The sequence below is a fragment of the Selenomonas sp. oral taxon 149 str. 67H29BP genome (genome assembly GCF_000146365.1).
In the GTDB taxonomy this organism is placed as follows: Bacteria; Bacillota; Negativicutes; order Selenomonadales; family Selenomonadaceae; genus Centipeda; species Centipeda felix.
The window spans coordinates 1,778,194-1,797,522 of the sequence record NZ_GL397087.1 but is presented as its reverse complement, the minus strand read 5'-3'; the positions used below and the strand labels follow the sequence as shown (position 1 = coordinate 1,797,522).

Below are 19,329 nucleotides of genomic sequence, written 5' to 3'. Positions count from 1 at the left end.
ACCTGATCTCCTCGTTTACCGGAAAGGACAGCTGGACAATCATGTCCCCTATTGAGCAAAATATTCGCAAGAAAATCCAATCATGCGGCATCGCACTTAGTGACTGGAATCTTGCAATTAACTATGGGATAAAGACGGGGTGTAATGATGCGTTTATTATCTCAAGTGAGAAAAAGGATGAACTGATTGCTGCAGACCCGAAATCTGCCGAACTTATTCGACCGATTCTTCGTGGCAGGGATGTTAAGCGGTATGGATTTAGTTTTTCTGATCAATGGATTATTGCTACTTTTCCAAGCTGCAAATATGATATAGACCAGTATCCGGCGATAAAACAATATTTTCTTTCCTTCGGGATAGAACGTCTTGAGCAGACGGGAGCAACGCATATCATTGATGGTGTGCCTGTAAAATCAAGAAAGAAAACCAACAACAAATGGTTTGAGACACAGGATAGCATCAGTTATTGGAACGAATTTTTTAAGCAGAAAATAGTATATCGTGAAATCAGCGATAACATAAATGCCTGTATGGTTGAATCAGGCATCATGTTGAACAACAAATGCTATATAATTACAGGAGACCATTTAATTTATATCCTTTCATTTCTAAACAGCAAAATCTTTGCCAAAATAATTCTTCCTGAGGTAAATTCCGTTGGTGGAAAAGGTGAGGCTTTTTTAAGTAAGATTTCTTTAGTTCGCCCTTCAACTGAGACGGAAGAACGACTTCATGATCTTTATCATAAGCGTATGGAAGGAAACTCCGCTCTTGATGAAGAGGAGATTGATAGATGTGTTGATGAGATTTTCTGCTCATTATATGAGCTATCCGGAGAAGAACGTCAATATATCCTTTTATAGGAGACTTATTGTGATTCTATATACAGAATTTCTTCCTCTCTTAAATGATAAAGAGCATAAACTCGTTGATTGATTTCACTCTCTAAATGCTGCGTATCATTCAAAGCCCTTTTTTCTTCAAGGATTTTATCTACTAGACGAATATATGGAATCTGTGCTTCCTCATCCAGCACGGGAACAGGGAGTTGTTCAACAAACATTGGCTTATACTCAAAATAGCCTCCATTCCTTGTAACGCCTAACTGCCTAATATACCAATCAGCTAGTTTTGAGTTGATAATAGCTAAAAGATATTTATTTCCGGGCACAATCATAGATGAGGGGGCATTGATAAAATAGCCTTCTTCTGCCCATGCAAATTGTGCCGATAAAGCCAAATTCCCCCATATAATTTTCTGCTTAAAAAATTCGTTCATATAAACGCAGTTTCTCAAATTATATGGTGTATCTCCTTTGTCTGCTCTCTTTGCCAACTGGGGATAATATTCATCTAGATGCTTGTGAATTGCAGGGTAGTCTTCTACATGAACTGGTGGGAGGTTTTTTGATTTGATTCCATTATGTGTTGTGATTAACCATAAATCAGAAAAACTAAATCCATACCGCTTAACATCCCTGCCACGAAGAATCGGTCGAATAAGTTCGGCAGATTTCGGGTCTGCAGCAATCAGCTCATCCTTTTTCTTACTTGAGATAATGAACGCATCGTTAAATCCTGTCAGTATTCCACGGTAGATTTTCACATCCCATTCTTTCAATGGCACACCATACGTGTTGATTTTATTGCGAATATGGTGTTCTTCCGATGAAAGTATTACCCAACTTTCATCGGAAGAAAATGACGTACGACAGCTATTCTGTTCAATATAAACGCTCAAATTACTTGAACACGACTCTCCTACCGTACACGCAAGAGTACGTTCTTCATTTTCACTTTTTGTGAACATCAATATATTAACATCGACGGTCGCCGACGCAAATATTTTCTGTTTTCCGAAGTCAATCAATCGGAGAGGATTGGTTTTTTTAGCGAAAAAGCAACGCAGCTTTTCCCCGTAGCCTGCTCGCATCCATTTATTGCTTGTAATGTACGTTAAGACACCGCCAGGGGAAAGCAACTGATATCCTTTTTCGTAAAACAGACAATAAATATCTCCCGTTTTCGCAAAGGTTTGGAATCCAAGTTCCGCAAACTGATCCCCCAACTTCTCGCCTGTATTTTCATCAATCTTCGTTTGTAGCTGAATGTATGGCGGATTCCCGATGACAATGTCAAATCCGCCATTGTCGCGAAACACTTTAGGAAACATGAGCTGCCAGAGGATGAACGGCTTCGTCACGTCGTTCTTGCATTCATAGTAGGCATCCATCGCCGGTTGAGAACCGTTCAGGTTGGTCAGAATGGTCTCGTCATAAATTTCTTGAATCTCTTTTTTGATCCGCTCCTTTTCCACACGTGTTTTTTCATCATACAGACGATCCTGCATGGAAATGAGCCGATGAGTCTGCGTTGTAAAATGCTCATCATAAAGAAGCGCTCCCTGCCGCATCGCGGATAGATTACCCAGAGCGCTGTTCTCCGTAATCAGCTTGATGCCATGAAATGCATCAACCAGACTGTTGCCACAGATAATATTGCAGTCGAGATTCGGCAACTCGTGAGGTTTTGTCATTTCTCCAAACTCTTCATTTTCCTTCGTACGAATTTGATCGTCAATGACGAGGGAGAGCCAGAGACGCAGTTTTGTGATATCGGCAGCACTGGCTTCAAGATCACAGGCAAAGATCGAGTTTTTTATCGTTTCCCGTTTCAGGTTATAGGCTCTACGATCTGAGTAAAGTGCATATCTCTGAAGCCCATTGAGTTCGATCCCCATATACGAGGTCAGTGTTTCTCTCGCCTTCACAATCTCCGTCAACATACCAAGTGGAAATGCCCCCGACCCGACGGCGGGATCTAAGACCTTAACATTTGCAAGAAGGTCGTCCATCTCCTGTAGACGATTCACTTCTTTCCGATAACTAAAGATGGTCTCCGGCATTTCAAGCGCTTTGTTCTTGTCAAAAACCTTGTGATGTATTTTACCATCTTTATAGACGGACTGCGTCTTCTTTACGTCTTCCTCTCTGAAATACTCCCCATATAGGATGAACTTACGAATATCGCCATCCGCAATACCTGTCTTGTGGGAGAGATAACGAATTAGGCTTTCCTGACACATATAGTGAACGATCTCGCGCGGCGTATAAAATGCCCCCTTGGATTTTCGGTCTTTCACATCCAAAAGATTTTCAAATACCTTGCCGAGCATCTCCGGATCGACGGCAACTTCGCGCTCCATCGGCTCATCTTCTACCATGGTAAAGTTATAACGATCAAAGACATCCAAGATACCATCCGCATCCCTGCCGTTTTCATCCGCATTAGAAAACAGCTCATCCGGGATACAGAAGTCATTGTTCTTCCAATCGTACCCCTCCAGCTCCTCGAACAAACCACCATTGAGAAAGGGGATGCGGCTGTGCAGCGGCAGGAAAAATGCTTGGTCTCCACGATTCTGGTTGAGCCCCTCATAAAAAAGAGGCTCTAAATAATCGTCGAAAAAGTTCTTTCCACGCTTCTTACAGTCGTTGAACAGTTGACGCATGAAGTCCTTGGGTCCGTCGCCCCAGGCCCCGCCTTGTACAATCTTTGACAGGGCGATCTCATCATCATCACTGAGTTCGCGCAGAGCTGATGCATCCAGGCGGATTTCTCCCGCCTCATTTCTGCGATAGACATACGGCATGAGTTCTTTGGGTTTTTGTCCCGGCTGATAGAAAGCTCTTTTATACGCGCTCTCACTCAGTGTTTTTGGGAATGCATTAACCCCCAACCATCCTTTTTTCTGTATGAAATACAGGAAGACCAGCTGTCCCATGAGCTTTTTGGCGAACTGCTCGCTGTTAAAGCCTCTGGAAGCCGCTTCCCGCACAAAGTCCGTATTATGCTCCAAAAACTCTTTCACAGAGAGATATTTTTCCCGATACTGCGCGAAAAACTCCTTCGTTACAGCTTCGACACTAAATGCCTCTTCGAGATCATCCAGTCCAGGGTCGACATCATCCTCTGCAAAAATCGGGTAAAGGCGCTCTTTTGCCGTATGGCAGGGCTCACCTTCACCAACCAGATAGGAGTAACGCTTTGCCGGCGTCAGCTCCGTTCGTATTTTCCCCTTGTAGAAATTGTAGTCCATATGGACCAACGAAAGCCGCCATCTATATGGCTCAGCATCCGTGTAAAAGGCCACTAACGCCCCTGCACAATAATTACTGCTTTCTAAAAGAGATTTGACGAAGGAACGCTGCATACTGCGTGCGTTTTCAATGCTCTTATTATTTTTCAGACAAACGGAAAACAGTGCTATTTTTTGATGCTCTCCATCTTCATAGTCTCCGATATGCACATAATTCTTGATGGCGGCAGAAAACGTATTATAGGGTTCCTTTGCAATCTGCGGTTTGAACTGCACATGATTGAGTAATTCGCCCAGAAATCTCCGATATCTCTCATATGAGTATGCCTGTGTCAAAGTCTCCTCAAAAATCATTCGCTTCTTGTCGTTCATTTTGCGCTCTCCTTTAGATAGCAGGAAAGAATCACCTGTTTTTCACCAGGGTTCTGTCGTATAGCGTCTTTGCGTTCATAGAGGTATTGCTTGGGGATTTCGCCGGCTACAAAGAAATACGCAGAAGGAATATCCTTATAGGTCGCTAATCCTTTTACGATATTCTTGCTGATATTCTGCGGGATATCTCCATTTTCAAATGCCTTGAGCATTCGATAGATTGTCATCTCCTGATCCTCCGTCAACGACGGATCTCGCCCTGCTGCGCGCAAGAATTTAACAATCGTGGCATCGTTGCGTCCTAGGGGAGCTTTTGCCGACTCAATCACCTCATCCTGAACAAGTGCTTGGTCAAACGCCTCATTATTTCGCTCATAATGATCGTAATAGGCACTGCCGACATCCAGTCGGGATTCCTCCGGCAAACATTCCATATACTGAGCAGCTTCGATAAAGGAGATCTGTTTGGTCTCCTTCCCCGTCATATAAAAGTCCTTCAACGCCCCCTTACGAATAAAGGTGATGGTTGCCTTTTCTTTCACGCGCGTACTGTAGCGGCCGGTCTTAGATTTTTTTGGCAGACGCTTGATACGTTCAAAAAGTGCTGCATCCTGATCTCTGATCTGCCGAATCACCGCCAAATATCGGAGTTCCGGACTGCCGGACTCCTCCTCGCCATCCATCCGTGCCGTCAAGTCCTCGAACAGTTTCTGTGAGCTGACGATCTCGGCATCGGAAAGATATTGATAGTCATCTCCTAACGTGTCGTGAAACGCCTGCAGTTTTTCCAAAATGCGATCCTTGAGGGGCATATGCGCGTTGGATTGTGCCGTCGGAAAGAAATTAAACACATAGATTTGCTCATGCTCCGTACCGACACGATTAATACGTCCAACACGCTGCATGATGCGCGTAGGATTCCATGGCAGATCATAGTTGATAAGTATGTTGGAGCGATGGAGATTGATGCCCTCTGCGAGGATGTCCGTCGTAATCAGGACATCATAGAGGTCATGCTGCCGATCTGCGTATTTAGGATTGAAGCTATCCTCGATATCTGCCTTCTGCTTTGCGCTGCTTTGTCCCGAGTATGCAATCACGCGTGTACCATACTGTGCTTCCAGTTCTTTGGCCAGATATTCTGCCGTTTCACGGGACTCGGTAAAGATGATTTTCTTCTTCCCACCTAGCTTTTCATTTCGTGCAAGAGCCTCTTTGAACGCATCCAGTTTCGGGTCATTCTCTATCGTGTGCCATAGATCGTACAGCAGTTTCAGCTTTGCCAGGTCTTTCGTCAGATCGATGATAAAGTTTGGACTGAACTCTCCAGACTCTATGCGCAGTCCTTTCTCATCCTCCACCATCTTCATCAGTTGATCGATCTCACCTGCGTCCAGTAAATCATATACATCCACACTCTTACTGATCCAAACGCCACCCCTATTTTTATACATCTCGATAAAGCGTTCATAGGACTCAATAAATCTGGAAAGTGTCATACGAAATGCATAAAAACTGCTCTCCAGACGCTTTACCAAAATGCCCTTCATAAAGCCACCCATATTGTGCTGCGCCGTCATCATCGCCGCATATTTTTTCCCATTCTTCAGATAGGTGAGTGGCTTATAACGTGCATACTTGAACTCTTTGATCGCCGCAATGGTCTCTCCGAAAACCTTATCCGTCGTATCATCGAATGCGTAAATAATCTGCTCCGGTGCGCCAAGTTTTGGAAAAACAAGCCCCTGTTTCTGTAAGTCCTCATGATAATACTCTTCAATTTCCCTGCGCGTTCGCCGTATCATGATATGACGAATGAGCTTATCTCGAATCATCTCTGAATTCGCCCGACTTTGTGCAATGTAGTCCGGGCTTCCTTTTTCCAGTCCCTTTAGCCGTTTGTTCAAATTTGCAAAAAATCGCGCCAGATTCTTTGTTCCAACGATATTGCTATTGTGTTTCGGTTGAAATAGATAAATTTGGTTTTCAATGTCACTTGTATAGTTATTGATCGGTGTAGCAGAGATCAGTATAACCTTTCTGCCATAACATATTTCATGCAGTTTGCTGAAACCCGCTGTATCAGCATTACGAAAACGGTGCGCCTCATCAACAAAGACATATTCATAATGGATATGACTATCCAGTATAGAATCCAGCTTACCGAGGGAGACAACCTTCGCTGCTGTATCAAATTCAAGTAGGACTTCCTCCCAGTAGCTGACCAGTACCGGTGGACAGATGATAAGCTTCTTCCCCTTGCCAAGAGATTTTGCAAGCATCGCGCAGATATATGTCTTTCCAAGGCCCACGACATCGGAGATAAACACACCGCCATAAGCCTCTAATATCTTTTTCGCCTGTACGACGGCATCCAGTTGATATTGCAGACGCATATAGTGATCGGGGAGCAAGTTCTGCCCAAGCATCTCCTTATCCGCATTGATCTCCTCACGAAAAAACTCATACAGGGTTTTCAAGTAAATTTCATACGGTGTTATATCCCCCCGAAGCCATGTGCGCTTTTCAATCGCTTGCACATAGGCATCTTCAACGGGTACACTGTGCTGCCACAGCTCCTCAAAACGCTTTAAGGCAAATGTTACATCTGCACAATCTCTGAGTTCAACATTGAACTCTAGGTTATTCACCAGCCCTGCTTCCGAGAAATTACTAGATCCCGTGATGACACTTCCATAATAATCTGCATAATTTGGATCCTTCCGCATGATATAGACCTTCGCATGAAGGGGCGCTTCAACGTACATACGGAGTTGCAGCTTCCCGGTTTTCAACCATTCGATAAAATACCGCACGCCTTTTTCAACATCCGCAGAGGTCGGCGCCTCTTCAAACTCCGCCTCAACAGCATCAGAAAAGACCTCGGTTGCCTGTTTGATTGTCGGTTGACCATTCACGCGATCGATGATTTCAACTGTTTTCCGATCCACATTCAGCCCAACGAGCACGCGAATCTCCTCGATATCCTTCATCGCTGAATACAGGCGAAAAAATCCGCTCGTACGAAAATATCCAACGAGAATGTCGAAGAACTGCGTATGATTCCGTAAGATTGTAGAAAATCTGCTATAAAGATCCCGCTCCGGCATATTCGTAAAAAACTTCAAGTCATTCATAGAGAACACGCTCCCTAACCATCAAAACTTGTAGAGAATCACTATACAGAATATTATACAATTAAATAATATTTTAATCAAAGAAAATAATCGCCTATCTATAGAAAAAATGACATCATCCCTGTTTTTCGTTAGTCGAACGAAACTTTTCACGCCTATCATCTTCTCTGTAGTTCCGTTTTTCAACAAAACGGAACTACAGCCCTGATAAAATTCTGCATTTCGGCAGCCGACAGGTTGTTTTCTATAGAACTCACTTCATAAATATGCTATCATAAAAGAAACAGGCAAAAGGAGGTGAGCCGTATGGCGGGAGTTACCGTACCGGTTCATGCACCTGTGATCGACTGGATTGTGCAGAACATCCATGAAGATCAGGTCACCCCTGATGCGCTCGACCAGCTGAACGCATGGAAGACCGGCGAGAAGCAGCCTACGCTGAAACAGCTGGAAGCGATGAGCAGGAAGACACGTATTCCATTCGGCTATTTCCTTTTACAGACACCGCCTGACGAGGATATTGCGCTTGCCGAATATCGCACGGTTGGGAGTAAAAAACATCAAAAGCCGAGCCGTGAGCTCATCGACATTTTGGATCAGATGACGGCAATTCAGGATTGGATAAGGGATGACCTCAAACGGGAACAATCGGACGCCGCTACTTTTATCGGGAGTTGCAGCCTCCGCGATTCCACGAGTGAGATTGCACAACGGATACGAGATGATCTTGCACTCAAAACGAACTGGTACAGAGGGGGAAAAAATGCGGAAGATAATTTCAATCGCCTCCGCAGTACACTCGCACAGCATGGACTTCTCATCTTTACGGGTGGAAAGATCGGAGCAAATACACATCGTCCACTCGATGTGAATGAATTTCGTGCTTTTACTCTCGTCGATGCGTACGCGCCACTCATCTTTATAAACACAACAGACACAGCAAACGGACGCCTCTTCTCCCTCCTGCACGAAACGGCTCATGTATGGCTCGGCAAAAACAGTCTCTTCAACAACTCCGAATGGTCGGATGAACACGTAAGTCTGCTCGAACAGAAGTGCAATGCCGTTGCAGCAGAACTGCTCGTCCCTGCAGCAGATTTTTCCGAGATATGGGAATCGTCCATTCCTGTTGAAGATATGATAGAAGGGGCCGCACGTCATTTCCGATGCAGTGAAGCCGTAATTCTGCGGCGCGCCTATGGGATGAAAAGAATACCACGGGATGTATATGCGCGTATGCTAGCTCTGCAAAAGGAGCGCTGGGAGCATGCAAAGGCACAAAAAAAGAAAAGCAGCGGCGGAGATTTCTACAACACTCTGCTCTCAAACCTTGATCATCGTTTCCTCGCCGCCCTTGAACGGAGTGTAATTCAGGGAAACACACAGGATACAGATGCCTACCGGCTGACAGCAACCAATCGCAAGACCTACAGAGGGGCGCTTGAGCGGATGGGAGGCGTCTGAGTTGAGTAAAAAATACCTCATCGATGCCAATAGCCTGATACGCCCATCCCGTGCATACTATCCTTTTGATTTCGCCCCATCTTTCTGGCAGCAGCTGCATCCTAAAATTTCATTGGATAAAATAGCCGTTCTGGATAAGGTGCGCGATGAGATTCTAAAGGAAACAGACGAACTCTCCGCATGGATAAGCGATCTTCCGAACGAATGTATTCTGTCGACGCAGGATATACAAATTATTCAAATGTATAGAGACGTTCTGAGCTTTATTCAGCAAAGCGATCAATACAGCGAAGCCGCGCTTCGTCTCTGGTCGCGAGAAAATATTGCTGACCCGTGGCTGATCGCCGTTGCTGCAGCCTACGACTACACGATTCTGAGTTTCGAGCAGTCAGCAGGTCGCATAACGACGAGCTCGAACAATCCGAAACTTCCCGATATCGCACGTCATTTTCACGTGGCGTACACATCACTATTTGATATGATGCGGCAAGAGTGCTTTCGCCTATGACAATGCCCCTGCACCATTTCGATGCAGGGGCATTTTGTATCTATTTAGTGTCAAAAACTCGGATACAAGCCGTCCCAGACGACGCGGCGGTAATTCGTGCGGTCGGTGTCGCCCTCGGTGGAGATGCAGAGGATGCGGGAGTCCTTCGTGAGGCCGATAGCGTCGCGTAGGTAGTCGAGGCTCGCGTTCTGCATGAGCTCGGCGACGAGTCCCGTGGTGACGGCACCGCTCTCGCCCGAGACGACGCGCAGGTCGTCATCCAGCGGGTTGCCGAGGATGCGCATACCCTTCGCCGCGACCCACTCGGGGACGGAGACGAAGTGATCGGCGTAGTCCCGCAAGATGTCCCATGCGAGGGGATTCGGCTCGCCGCACGAGAGCCCCGCCATGATGGAACTAATCTCCCCCGTCACGATGTGCGATTCCCCGTCGTTCGCCGCCGCCGTCCGATAGATGCAGTCGGCGCGGTTCGGCTCGACGATGGTGATGACGGGACACTCCGCCCCATAGTGCGCGGCAAAGTATCCCGTGATCGCCCCCGGCAGCGACCCGACACCTGCCTGCAAAAAGATATGCGTCGGCATCTCAGCGTACTGCTCCATTGCCTCATGGGCAAGCGTCGAATAGCCCTGCATGATCCACTGCGGCCGCTCCGTGTAGCCGCCGAACGCCGTGTCCTGCATGAGCACCCACCCCTTTTCCTGCGCCATCTGCGAGGCATAGCGCACGGTATCGTCATAGTTGTAGGTGGTGAACGACGCCTCTGCGCCGAGTCCGCGGATGTTTGCCAGACGCTCGGGCGAGCCGCCCTTCGGCATAAAGACATGCGCAAAAATCCCGAACAGCTTCGCCGCCCACGCAATACCGCGCCCGTGGTTGCCGTCCGTCGCAGTGACGAGGGTGACGCCGCGCAGCCGCTCGCGGTTCTCCGGTGCGCGCAGGCGCTCATAGGTCATCTCCTCCTCAGGGATGCCCAGATACTGCGCGAGATAGCGCGCCACGGCGTAGCTCGTACCGAGCCCCTTGAACGCGTTCAGCCCGAACCGCTTGCTCTCATCCTTCACGGCGACACGCGCCAGTCCGAGCGACCGTGCGAGATGCCTGAGGTCGGCGAGCGGCGTCGGCTCGTACGTCGGCAGTGTCCGATGAAACGCCTCCACACGCGCTGCTGCCTCTGCACTGAAGGGCGTGAGATCTGCCTGCGGCGCTGCATCATGCGTGAGATGTGCCGCCTTGATTGATTCATTCATACGATTTCCTCCTCCGTCCGTTGAAGTAGTTCTGTATTTTTATTATACCATAGATTCCCGCTCTAATGATACGAATCATGTTCGTCATGTTTATTCTCTGTATTTAGAATATTATGCTTGACGTCTCATCTTAGTTTCATATATAATGAGAGAGGTTATTATTATTTATGCGAATGGATGCAGCAAACGTCACGGACACCATCCACGATGGGAAACATAGACGGGCTGTGCCGATTCGCATGATCCGAAAAGGAGGATTTTCCGATGAAGAAAACTCTGGTGTCCGCACTTGCGGCGGCTCTCGTCGTGGGAGCGGCAGGAACAACGTTCGCGGCGGCGAATCCGTTCAGTGATGTGCCGCGCGACCACTGGGCGTATGATGCCGTAACGCAGCTCGCCAATGACGGCGTGGTTGAGGGCTACGGCGACGGGACGTTCCGCGGCGACCGCAACATCACGCGCTACGAGATGGCACAGATGGTCGCCAAGGCGATGGCAAAGGGCGACCTATCCGCCTCCGACCGCGCACTCGTTGATCGCCTCGCCGCCGAGTTCGCCGACGAGCTGAACAATCTCGGCGTGCGCGTATCGAACCTCGAGCGCAACGCCGACATGGTGAAGTGGAACGGCAAAGTTGAGTATACCTACACGAGCGACCGCACGGAAGTATCGCGTACGCCCTCAGGAGCGACAAAAGTCAACGACAACAACCTGCTGTTCCGTCTTGAGCCGTCTGCCGAGATCAACAGCCACTGGCACGTCAATGCACGCCTCGATGCCTCGATAAAGGTGAACAAGGACGCGGGCGAAGAGGACAACGACAAGGTAACGCTCCAGCGCGCATGGGCACAGGGCGACTACGGCAATTTCAACGTCAAGCTCGGCAAGCTGGAGATGCTCTCGGCAGAGGCGTATGCCAAGCCGGGTGCGATCGTCTTCGACCGCGAGTTTTCAGGAGCTGAGGTCAACTTTGGCAAGGATCTGCGTGTCAAGCTGCAGGCAGGACGCATGGGCAGTGACGAGTTCCAGTATGACAAGGCGGCAAACTATCAGGGCGCAGAGCTCCAGTACAACGGACGCCTGACGGCAGGGCTCGGCTACTACCGCTTCAATGCAGAAGATCTCCAAGCGATGCTCAAGAACAACAAGAAGACGATGCAGATTTTCGGGGTGAACCTCGCCTATCGCTTCGACAAGTATAATTTCCTCTCTGGTGCGTACGCATACAGCAAGGATTTCAAGATGGGAAATATGCCTGACAAATCCTATCAGATCGCGTACGAGTACAGGGGTGCAGAGCCTGAGGATCGCGGCTCGTGGGGGGCATACGTCGCCTACCGCCAGATCGCAGGTGCCTCCGTGGCACCGACGACGGATGGTGCGATGGAGGGGGCAAGAGGCGTCGAGATCGGTGCCGACTACACGCTGCTGCCGAACGTCGTGCTCTCCGCGAAGTATTTCCGCGGCAAGGATCTCTATGCGCGCTATCTTGGCTCGGATAAGGACAGGGCATCGAAACTCTTCGGCCGCGTCGAGTTCTTCTTCTAAACGATTTCCATTTGGTCAACTTCCTTCTATATACAAAAGCCTCTCCCGACCTCACGGGGGAGGCTTTTCGCGCGCATCTTGACCCATGCCCCATTCTGCGCTATAACGATAGAAAGGAGATAGATACATGATCCCGTCCCCATGATGCACTTCTTCGCTGCAGCTCTGCTCACCGCCGCCCTCCTGCCGCAGGAGGCGCTCTCTGCGCCGAACTGCACGGAGGAGTATGGCATTGTCATGACAGACGGTGCAAAACAGCGCTGCATGCGCGGGAAGATATTGCCGCCTTTGTTGCGCAGTATATGAAGGAAGGAAATCCCCATGAACATTGTATTTGAAAAAGAGCGCTGCCGCAGCGCGGCGTACGACGGAGCCTCATGTATCGGCTATGCCGTCATCGAGGAGAGGGGCGGCCGCTGGGTCATCCCGCATACGGAGGTCGATCCCGCCTACGGGGGACAGGGCATCGCCCGCCGTCTGATCGAGGAGATCATCGCGGCGGCACGCCGTGAAGGCAGGAAGATCGTCCCCGTCTGCTCCTACGCTGCGAAGATGATGCTGCAGAGAAAGGACGCCTATCGAGATGTCCTAGAGAAGCACTGATAAATTCAGCACTACCATCTTGACACATCTTTTGCCCGCACTTCGGCGAAAAATCTACGCCAATTTGACGAACTTCATTTTATCAGTAATTCCCCAGAAAGTGATGTACCACATGAATAAAAAGGATCTTGTCGCGCAGATTTCTGCCGCGATGGAGGAGTTTCTCCGCGCACATCCCCGGGAGAGATTTTACGCGCTGGCGTTTGACTGCAATACAGAGTATGCGGAGTTTCTTGTCGGGATGAACACAGAGGAGGCGTTCCAAAAGACGCTGAGGGAATACCAAGAGGGTGGCGCGAGCGATCGCACGGATGCGTCTGCCGCCGCGAATCTGCGCTATAACCCCGGCGACTGGACGTATACGGATATCGCAGAGGCAGAACTGTTCAAGGAGGAGGAACTCATCGCGCGCTATCAGGACAACATGGAGAGGCAATGCGCCGATATGCGCCGACTGTGCGAGGAGATTTTAGCGGATTTCCGCAAAACAGATACGTTCCAAAACATACCGAAAACAGCGGATTTTGTCTCATACTGCATCGACCACGATGAGGATCCTGCCGATGCGCTGGCTCGCCCCCGCTGAATCGAGGGACGCTGCCCGCATCCGTACGCAAATATCGCACCAAAAGACTGTGGCTGTTATCTCTTGACAACAATTATATAATGAGTGTAACAGTTCTCAATAGGAAGGAGATCGAATGCAAAAGGAACGTTTTAATATCACAGGCATGACCTGTTCGGCGTGCTCGGCGCGGGTTGAGCGCACGGTGGCGAAAATGGCAGGAACGGCGGATGTCTCCGTCAATCTCCTCACAAATACGATGAGTCTCGCCTACGACGAGAATGTCACGAGCCCCGCCGCCATCATTGCGGCGGTGGAGGAGGCGGGCTACGGTGCGAGCGTCAAGGGCGGATCCGCTGCGCAGACGGCGCAGACTGCCGCCCCCGCTGCTGCACAGGCAGGAAACGCGGAGGACGATGCGGCGGGCAAGGCCATCCGTGCGATGCGCACGCGTCTCCTCATCTCCATCCTCTTTCTCGTGCCGACGGTCGCCATCTCGATGAGCCATACATTCGCGGCATGGGGGATCCCCTACGCGCCCGCTTTTATTGATATCTTCTGGGGCGCGGAGAATGCGCTGACCTTTGCACTCGTACAATTCCTGCTTATTTTACCGATCATGTATGTCAATCGTACATACTATGTCAACGGTTTTCGCAATCTCCTGCACGGGGCGCCGAACATGGACAGCCTCGTCGGCATCGGCTCGATGGCGTCCGCTCTCTTCGGCGCATTTGCGATGCTGCGCATGAGCTACGGTCTGGGGCACGGCGACCTCGCTCTCACCGCGGAGTACAGTACGAATCTCTACTTTGAGTCGGCGGGCATGATCGTCACCCTCATCACGGTCGGGAAATATCTGGAGGCGCGCGCCAAGGGGCAGACGACGGACGCTTTGCGCGCACTGATGAAGCTCGCACCGCAGGAGGCGACCGTTCTCCTCGACGGGGTGGAGCTGACCGTTCCCGTCAGTGCCCTCGCCGCGGGCGATACCATCGTTGTGCGTCCCGGCGCACGCATCCCTGTCGACGGCACGGTCACGGAGGGCACGACGAGCGTCGACGAGTCCGCCGTCACGGGGGAGTCGATGCCCGCCAGCAAGGCGGCAGGGGATACGGTCACCTCGGGCACGCAGAACATCGAGGGGACGATCCGATTCACGGCGACGCGCGTTGGTGAGGATACGACCATCCGTCAGCTCATCCGTCTCGTGGACGAGGCGGGCGGATCAAAGGCGCCCATCGCACGTCTGGCGGATCGCGCGGCGGGGGTATTCGTCCCCGTGGTCATCGCCATCGCGCTCGTCGCGGGCGGCGTTTGGCTCATGATGGGCGCGAGCCTTGAGTTCGCATTCTCCATCACGATCTCCATCCTCGTCATCTCCTGCCCGTGTGCGCTCGGGCTCGCAACCCCCGTCGCGATCATGGTCGGCACGGGGCGGGGGGCGGCGCACGGCATCCTCATCAAGTCGGGCACGGCACTTGAAACGGCGGGCGGCATCGACACTGTCCTCATGGACAAGACGGGGACGCTCACCGAGGGGCGTCCGCAGCTCACGAGCATCCGCCCCGTCGGCGTCACCGCGGACGAGCTGACGGCACTCGCCGCCGCCCTTGAGGCGGGCAGCGAGCACCCCATCGCGGCGGCGATCACGACATACGCGGCGGCGCAGAGGCAGAGCATCCCTGCCGCGGCGGACTTTCACGCCGTATTCGGCAAGGGCGTGCGCGCCCGCGTGGGCGGCGCGGACTGCGCGGCGGGCAATGCGGCGCTCCTTGCGGAGCTCGGCATCGTCCTGCCGCCCGCCATCGAGACGGTGCGTGCCGAGATGGCGTGGCGCGGCGAGACGGCACTCATCGTTGTCCGTGCGGGACAGATCGTCGGACTCCTCGGTGTCCGCGACGCGGAAAAGCCGACGAGCGCAGCGGCGATCGCCCAGATGAAGGCGATGGGGCTCACCCCCGTCATGCTCACGGGCGACGACGCACGCACGGCGCGCACGATTGCCAATCAGCTCGGCATCACGGAGGTGATCGCCGGGGTCCTGCCAAAGGATAAGCAGGAGCACGTCAAGAGACTGCAGTCTGAGGGACACCGTGTCGCCATGATCGGCGACGGTGTGAATGATGCGCCCGCCCTCGTGCAGGCAGATCTCGGCATCGCCATCGGCGCGGGCACGGATGTCGCCATCGAGAGTGCGGACGCCGTCCTCGTGCGGAGCGATCTCCTCGACGCGGTCAGTGCGATCCGCCTGTCGCGCAGTGTCATGCGCAACATCAAGGAGAACCTCTTCTGGGCGTTCTTCTACAACGTCATCGGCATCCCGCTCGCGGCGGGCGTGCTCTACCCCGCATTCGGCATCAAGCTCTCGCCCATGATCGGGGCGGCGGCGATGAGCCTGTCGAGCATCTGCGTCGTGCTGAATGCCCTGCGCCTGCGCTTTTTCTCCATCACGAAGGAGACGGCAGAGCGCACGGAGTCAGCTCCCGCCGCACCGACTATCGCCCCCATCGACAGCGACGGCGCGCCGGACGCACCGTCCCCATCCATCACCAAAGCCGCGGCAGAATCTGCCGCCGACAGAAAGGAAGCAAATCTCATGGAAAAGACCATTCACGTCAAGGGCATGACCTGCCCGCACTGCGTCAAGCACGTCACGAAGGCACTCAGCGGCATGGACGGCGTCACGGACGTTGTCGTCAGCCTCGAGGCGGGCACGGCGAGCTTTAAGACGAGCCGCGACATCCCCGACAGCGAGTACGCCGCCGTCCTCGACGACGCGGGCTACGAACTGGGCTGATCGCAGAGGACATACAGAGGACAAAAAACGGTCATGTAGGAACATCTCCTGCATGACCGTTTTTAGCGTCGTTGTTTGTATGATCGACGATTTACAAATGGCGTGATTTATCTTACAATAAGAGAATCAAATGACAGTAATGGGCAAGGTGATAGGATTCATGGAGCAGAGCATCGGCGCGTCGCGGCGCGCAGTTTTTCTCGCGGGGGTGCATGACGGCGTGCCGATTGCACTCGGCTATTTCGTCGTGGCGTTTACGCTCGGGATTCTCGCCAAGACGGCAGGGCTGACGCCGTGGCAGGGCTTTCTCACGAGTTTTGTCAATCTCGCGTCGGCGGGCGAGTACGCGGGTTTTACGGTGATTGCGGCACAGGCGCCCTATCTTGAGATCGCGGTGCTGACCCTCGTCGCGAATGCGCGCTACTTCCTCATGTCGGCAGCGCTCACGCAGCGGTTTGCGCCCGATACCTCCCTCCTCCACCGCCTCGCCGTGAGTTTCGGTGTGTCCGATGAGATCTTCGGCATCACGGTGGCGCGCGGCGGCATGGTCAATCCCTACTACAACTATGGTGCCATGGCGATCGCCGTCCCCGCATGGGCGATCGGCACGTCGGCGGGCATCCTCGCAGGCGGTATTCTGCCGGCGGCGGCACTCTCCGCGCTCTCGGTCGCGCTCTATGGGATGTTCGTCTGGGTGATCCTCCCGCCCGCAAAGAGGAGCCGTCCCATCGCGGGGATGGTCGGTGTGAGCTTCGCGCTCTCGCTTGCGGCGACGTATGCCCCCATCACGTGTGAGCTCTCGGGCGGCACGCGCACGATCATCCTGACGCTGCTCATCGCGGGCGTCGGTGCGTGGCTGTTCCCCATCACGGAGCAGAAGGAGGATGCCGATGCGTGACGTATGGATCTACATCGCGGTCATGAGCATCGTGACCCTCGCCATCCGCCTCATCCCGCCGCTCGTCCTGCGCAGCGAGATCAAGAGCCGTTTCGTCCGCTCGTTCCTGTTCTACGTCCCCTACGTGACGCTCGCCGTCATGACCTTCCCCGCCATCGTGCTCGCGACGCGCACCCCTCTGGCGGGCGGCGCGGCATTCGTCTTTGCCCTCTTTCTCGCGTGGAACGACGCGAGTCTCTTTCGCTGTGCGGCGGGAGCGAGCATTATGGTCTTTGTGGTCGAGGGGCTTGTGATTGGATTTTAGGGACACACTGCGCCCTTCGATGAGGAAATTTTTTAAAATTTTATTTATTTTAAGGAATCGCTGATAAACTGATGAACGAGAAGCTGTATCAGGAGAAAGGAGGCGAGGGATGTCCATCGAGTTTGACTGCTGGTCCGGCATCATCATCGGCGGTATACGCTACATCATCGTGGAAAAGATCTGCTACCGCGAGCAGAATGGGAGCGACACATGGACGGAGTACGGGCTCACCCTGGAGGAGGACAAGGACAGCGAGGCGCGCATGTGGCTGAGCATCAGCGCGGACGGCGCGGAGTGCACGCTCTCCACCCCCGTCGCGCGTGTCGTGCCGGCGAAGTCCTACCGTCTGATCGATGCGGGGATCGAGGTCGTCACGAGCGCACTCGGCGACACAGAGGCCTCGTACGGCGATTGTGCGGCCTACGAGCAGTACGAGATTGACGACAATCAATACTTCTTCCTTGAGGACTGGGACGGGTCAAAATACGGGTCGCGCGGGGTGAGAATCGATGCACATCTGATTCAATCCTTTGACCCCGGCCCCCAAAAGCGCCATGGGTTCCTGACCAAGAAACAGAAGGCCATCCTAAGCAAGCTGTTCTCCAGCAGTGCCGTATGGGGGGTGACCATATTTCTCGTCGTCATCATGCTGGATGTTGACCTGGACATCAACTCCATCCACGACATACGCCGCACGTTCGGGTTCCCGTATGCACTTCATGAGCGCCTCTCGGATGCGCCATACTACACGGAGGAGCCGGCGGAGGGGGATGCTCAGGTCTACCGTGCCAGTATCGACAAGAACGCCGCTGCCCTCGATCTCATCGAGGGGCTGGGCGGGTACGTGGATGAGATCGCCGAGAGTGACACGGATGCGCCGCAGCAGCTGATTTTCCTCCGCGCGGAGAAAGAGAACCTGCAGATCTCCGATGATGGCGAGGGGAAGGCGCGCATTGTCGTCTCACACGCGCCGCTTCCCGCAGATCGCGTGGCGTCGGTGACCGCCCGCACGCTCGGCCACTATGCCGAGACGGTGCGCGGGTGGAGTGAGACCGGCCGCCGCGGTGTTGTCGAGCCCGGCCCGAATGAGGCCCCCCTGCCGCTCCCACGATCCATCTATGCACCGCCGCCGAAAACGCCGCCTGCCGCCCCCGCCGCCCCTGCGTCCACAGCTGCGCCCTCTGATGCGGCAGCGGCACAGGACAAGTCATCTATCATGACACGTGCCGAATGGGTTGAGAAAATGCAGGCGGCGTCCGATGGGAGAGCGGTAAAGCCATCCCTGCATCTCGCACACTAGGGAATCGCTGATAATATGCAGTCCACTGACGATAGGAGAACCGCTATGATTGATCTGTCCACCCTCTTGCTCACCGCGTTCTATGCGCTCTTTGGCATCCTGCTGATGATCGTCTCCAATACGATCATGGATTTCTTCGTCCCCGGCGATTTCGCCGCTGAGATCAAGCGCGGCAACTGTGCCGTCGCATGGCTCTCCGCCGGCTCCTTCATCGGCATCGGGCAGATCCTGCGCGCCGTGATCCTCTCCCCCTCCTACGACGCCGTCCCGCCCGACTTCCTGCAGGGCGTCTTGCTCAGCATCGTCTACGCGGCGGTCGGCATCGTGTTCTTCGTTCTCGGCTTCTTCATCATCAAGATGTGGCATCGAAAATACGCACTCGCCGAGCAGATCATGCGCGGCAACACGGCAGCGGGCATCTTCCTCTTTGGCGTATTCGTCGGGCTCTCCCTCGTCATCAGCGGAGCAGTGCACTAAGGAG

At 52.7% G+C, this 19,329-nt stretch carries 15 protein-coding genes; 12 read left to right on the top strand and 3 right to left on the bottom strand.

The features are described 5' to 3' along the window. The first annotated feature begins 41 nt into the window (after positions 1-41). Positions 42-863, top strand: coding sequence for a TaqI-like C-terminal specificity domain-containing protein (locus HMPREF9166_RS08465; RefSeq protein ID WP_217490363.1), 822 nt, complete (start codon positions 42-44; stop codon positions 861-863). Between the two features lie 5 nt (positions 864-868). Here the strand turns inward: HMPREF9166_RS08465 and HMPREF9166_RS08460 are convergent, their stop codons facing one another. Together HMPREF9166_RS08460 and HMPREF9166_RS08455 are read right to left on the bottom strand one after the other, a co-directional pair. Continuing rightward, positions 869-4,471 carry an Eco57I restriction-modification methylase domain-containing protein gene (locus HMPREF9166_RS08460; protein ID WP_009753588.1) on the bottom strand — a complete coding sequence of 1,201 codons (3,603 nt, stop codon included), beginning with the start codon at positions 4,469-4,471 and terminating at the stop codon, positions 869-871. Next, complete coding sequence (locus HMPREF9166_RS08455; protein WP_009753587.1) at positions 4,468-7,608, bottom strand: helicase-related protein; 3,141 nt, start codon at positions 7,606-7,608, stop codon at positions 4,468-4,470. The genes HMPREF9166_RS08460 and HMPREF9166_RS08455 overlap by 4 nt, the downstream gene beginning before the upstream one ends. A gap of 306 nt (positions 7,609-7,914) precedes the next feature. On the opposite strand from HMPREF9166_RS08455, the gene HMPREF9166_RS08450 reads away from it, so the two are divergent. Both HMPREF9166_RS08450 and HMPREF9166_RS08445 read left to right on the top strand, forming a co-directional pair. Then, positions 7,915-9,072 carry an ImmA/IrrE family metallo-endopeptidase gene (locus HMPREF9166_RS08450; protein ID WP_009753586.1) on the top strand — a complete coding sequence of 386 codons (1,158 nt, stop codon included), beginning with the start codon at positions 7,915-7,917 and terminating at the stop codon, positions 9,070-9,072. A 1-nt stretch (position 9,073) separates the two neighbouring features. After that, positions 9,074-9,580, top strand: coding sequence for a DUF4411 family protein (locus HMPREF9166_RS08445; protein ID WP_254655026.1), 507 nt, complete (start codon positions 9,074-9,076; stop codon positions 9,578-9,580). Between the two features lie 50 nt (positions 9,581-9,630). Here the strand turns inward: HMPREF9166_RS08445 and dpaL are convergent, their stop codons facing one another. After that, entirely contained in the window at positions 9,631-10,830 is a 1,200-nt protein-coding gene (dpaL, locus tag HMPREF9166_RS08440; RefSeq protein ID WP_009753584.1) for a diaminopropionate ammonia-lyase, read from the bottom strand. A gap of 264 nt (positions 10,831-11,094) precedes the next feature. Here dpaL and HMPREF9166_RS08435 point away from each other — a divergent pair, with 264 nt between their 5' ends. The 9 genes from HMPREF9166_RS08435 to HMPREF9166_RS08400 all read left to right on the top strand — a co-directional run bounded on the left by HMPREF9166_RS08435 (position 11,095) and on the right by HMPREF9166_RS08400 (position 19,325). Then, positions 11,095-12,378, top strand: a complete 1,284-nt coding sequence (locus tag HMPREF9166_RS08435) for an S-layer homology domain-containing protein (protein ID WP_009753583.1) — start codon at positions 11,095-11,097, stop codon at positions 12,376-12,378. Positions 12,379-12,519: 141 nt separating this feature from the next. Further along, a complete protein-coding gene (locus HMPREF9166_RS12740; protein WP_009753581.1) occupies positions 12,520-12,684 on the top strand; it encodes a hypothetical protein in 165 nt (54 codons plus the stop codon). Positions 12,685-12,699: 15 nt separating this feature from the next. After that, complete coding sequence (locus HMPREF9166_RS08430; protein ID WP_009753580.1) at positions 12,700-12,981, top strand: GNAT family N-acetyltransferase; 282 nt, start codon at positions 12,700-12,702, stop codon at positions 12,979-12,981. A gap of 112 nt (positions 12,982-13,093) precedes the next feature. Continuing rightward, positions 13,094-13,567: a DUF4303 domain-containing protein gene (locus HMPREF9166_RS08425; RefSeq protein ID WP_139062654.1), complete on the top strand. Its 474-nt coding sequence runs from the start codon at positions 13,094-13,096 to the stop codon at positions 13,565-13,567. A 115-nt stretch (positions 13,568-13,682) separates the two neighbouring features. After that, the gene (locus HMPREF9166_RS08420) at positions 13,683-16,346 is read left to right on the top strand and encodes a heavy metal translocating P-type ATPase (protein ID WP_009753578.1); all 2,664 of its coding nucleotides are present in this window, start codon (positions 13,683-13,685) and stop codon (positions 16,344-16,346) included. A gap of 130 nt (positions 16,347-16,476) precedes the next feature. Beyond that, entirely contained in the window at positions 16,477-17,244 is a 768-nt protein-coding gene (locus HMPREF9166_RS08415) for an AzlC family ABC transporter permease (RefSeq protein WP_009753577.1), read from the top strand. Continuing rightward, positions 17,237-17,548, top strand: a complete 312-nt coding sequence (locus tag HMPREF9166_RS08410; protein ID WP_039981266.1) for an AzlD domain-containing protein — start codon at positions 17,237-17,239, stop codon at positions 17,546-17,548. Before HMPREF9166_RS08415 ends, HMPREF9166_RS08410 begins: the two co-directional genes overlap by 8 nt. 109 nt (positions 17,549-17,657) lie before the next feature. Continuing rightward, positions 17,658-18,848 (top strand): DUF4178 domain-containing protein, encoded by a 1,191-nt coding sequence (locus HMPREF9166_RS08405; protein WP_009753575.1) that lies wholly within the window; start codon positions 17,658-17,660, stop codon positions 18,846-18,848. Positions 18,849-18,893: 45 nt separating this feature from the next. Continuing rightward, complete coding sequence (locus tag HMPREF9166_RS08400; protein WP_039981264.1) at positions 18,894-19,325, top strand: DUF350 domain-containing protein; 432 nt, start codon at positions 18,894-18,896, stop codon at positions 19,323-19,325. Positions 19,326-19,329 lie beyond the last annotated feature (4 nt).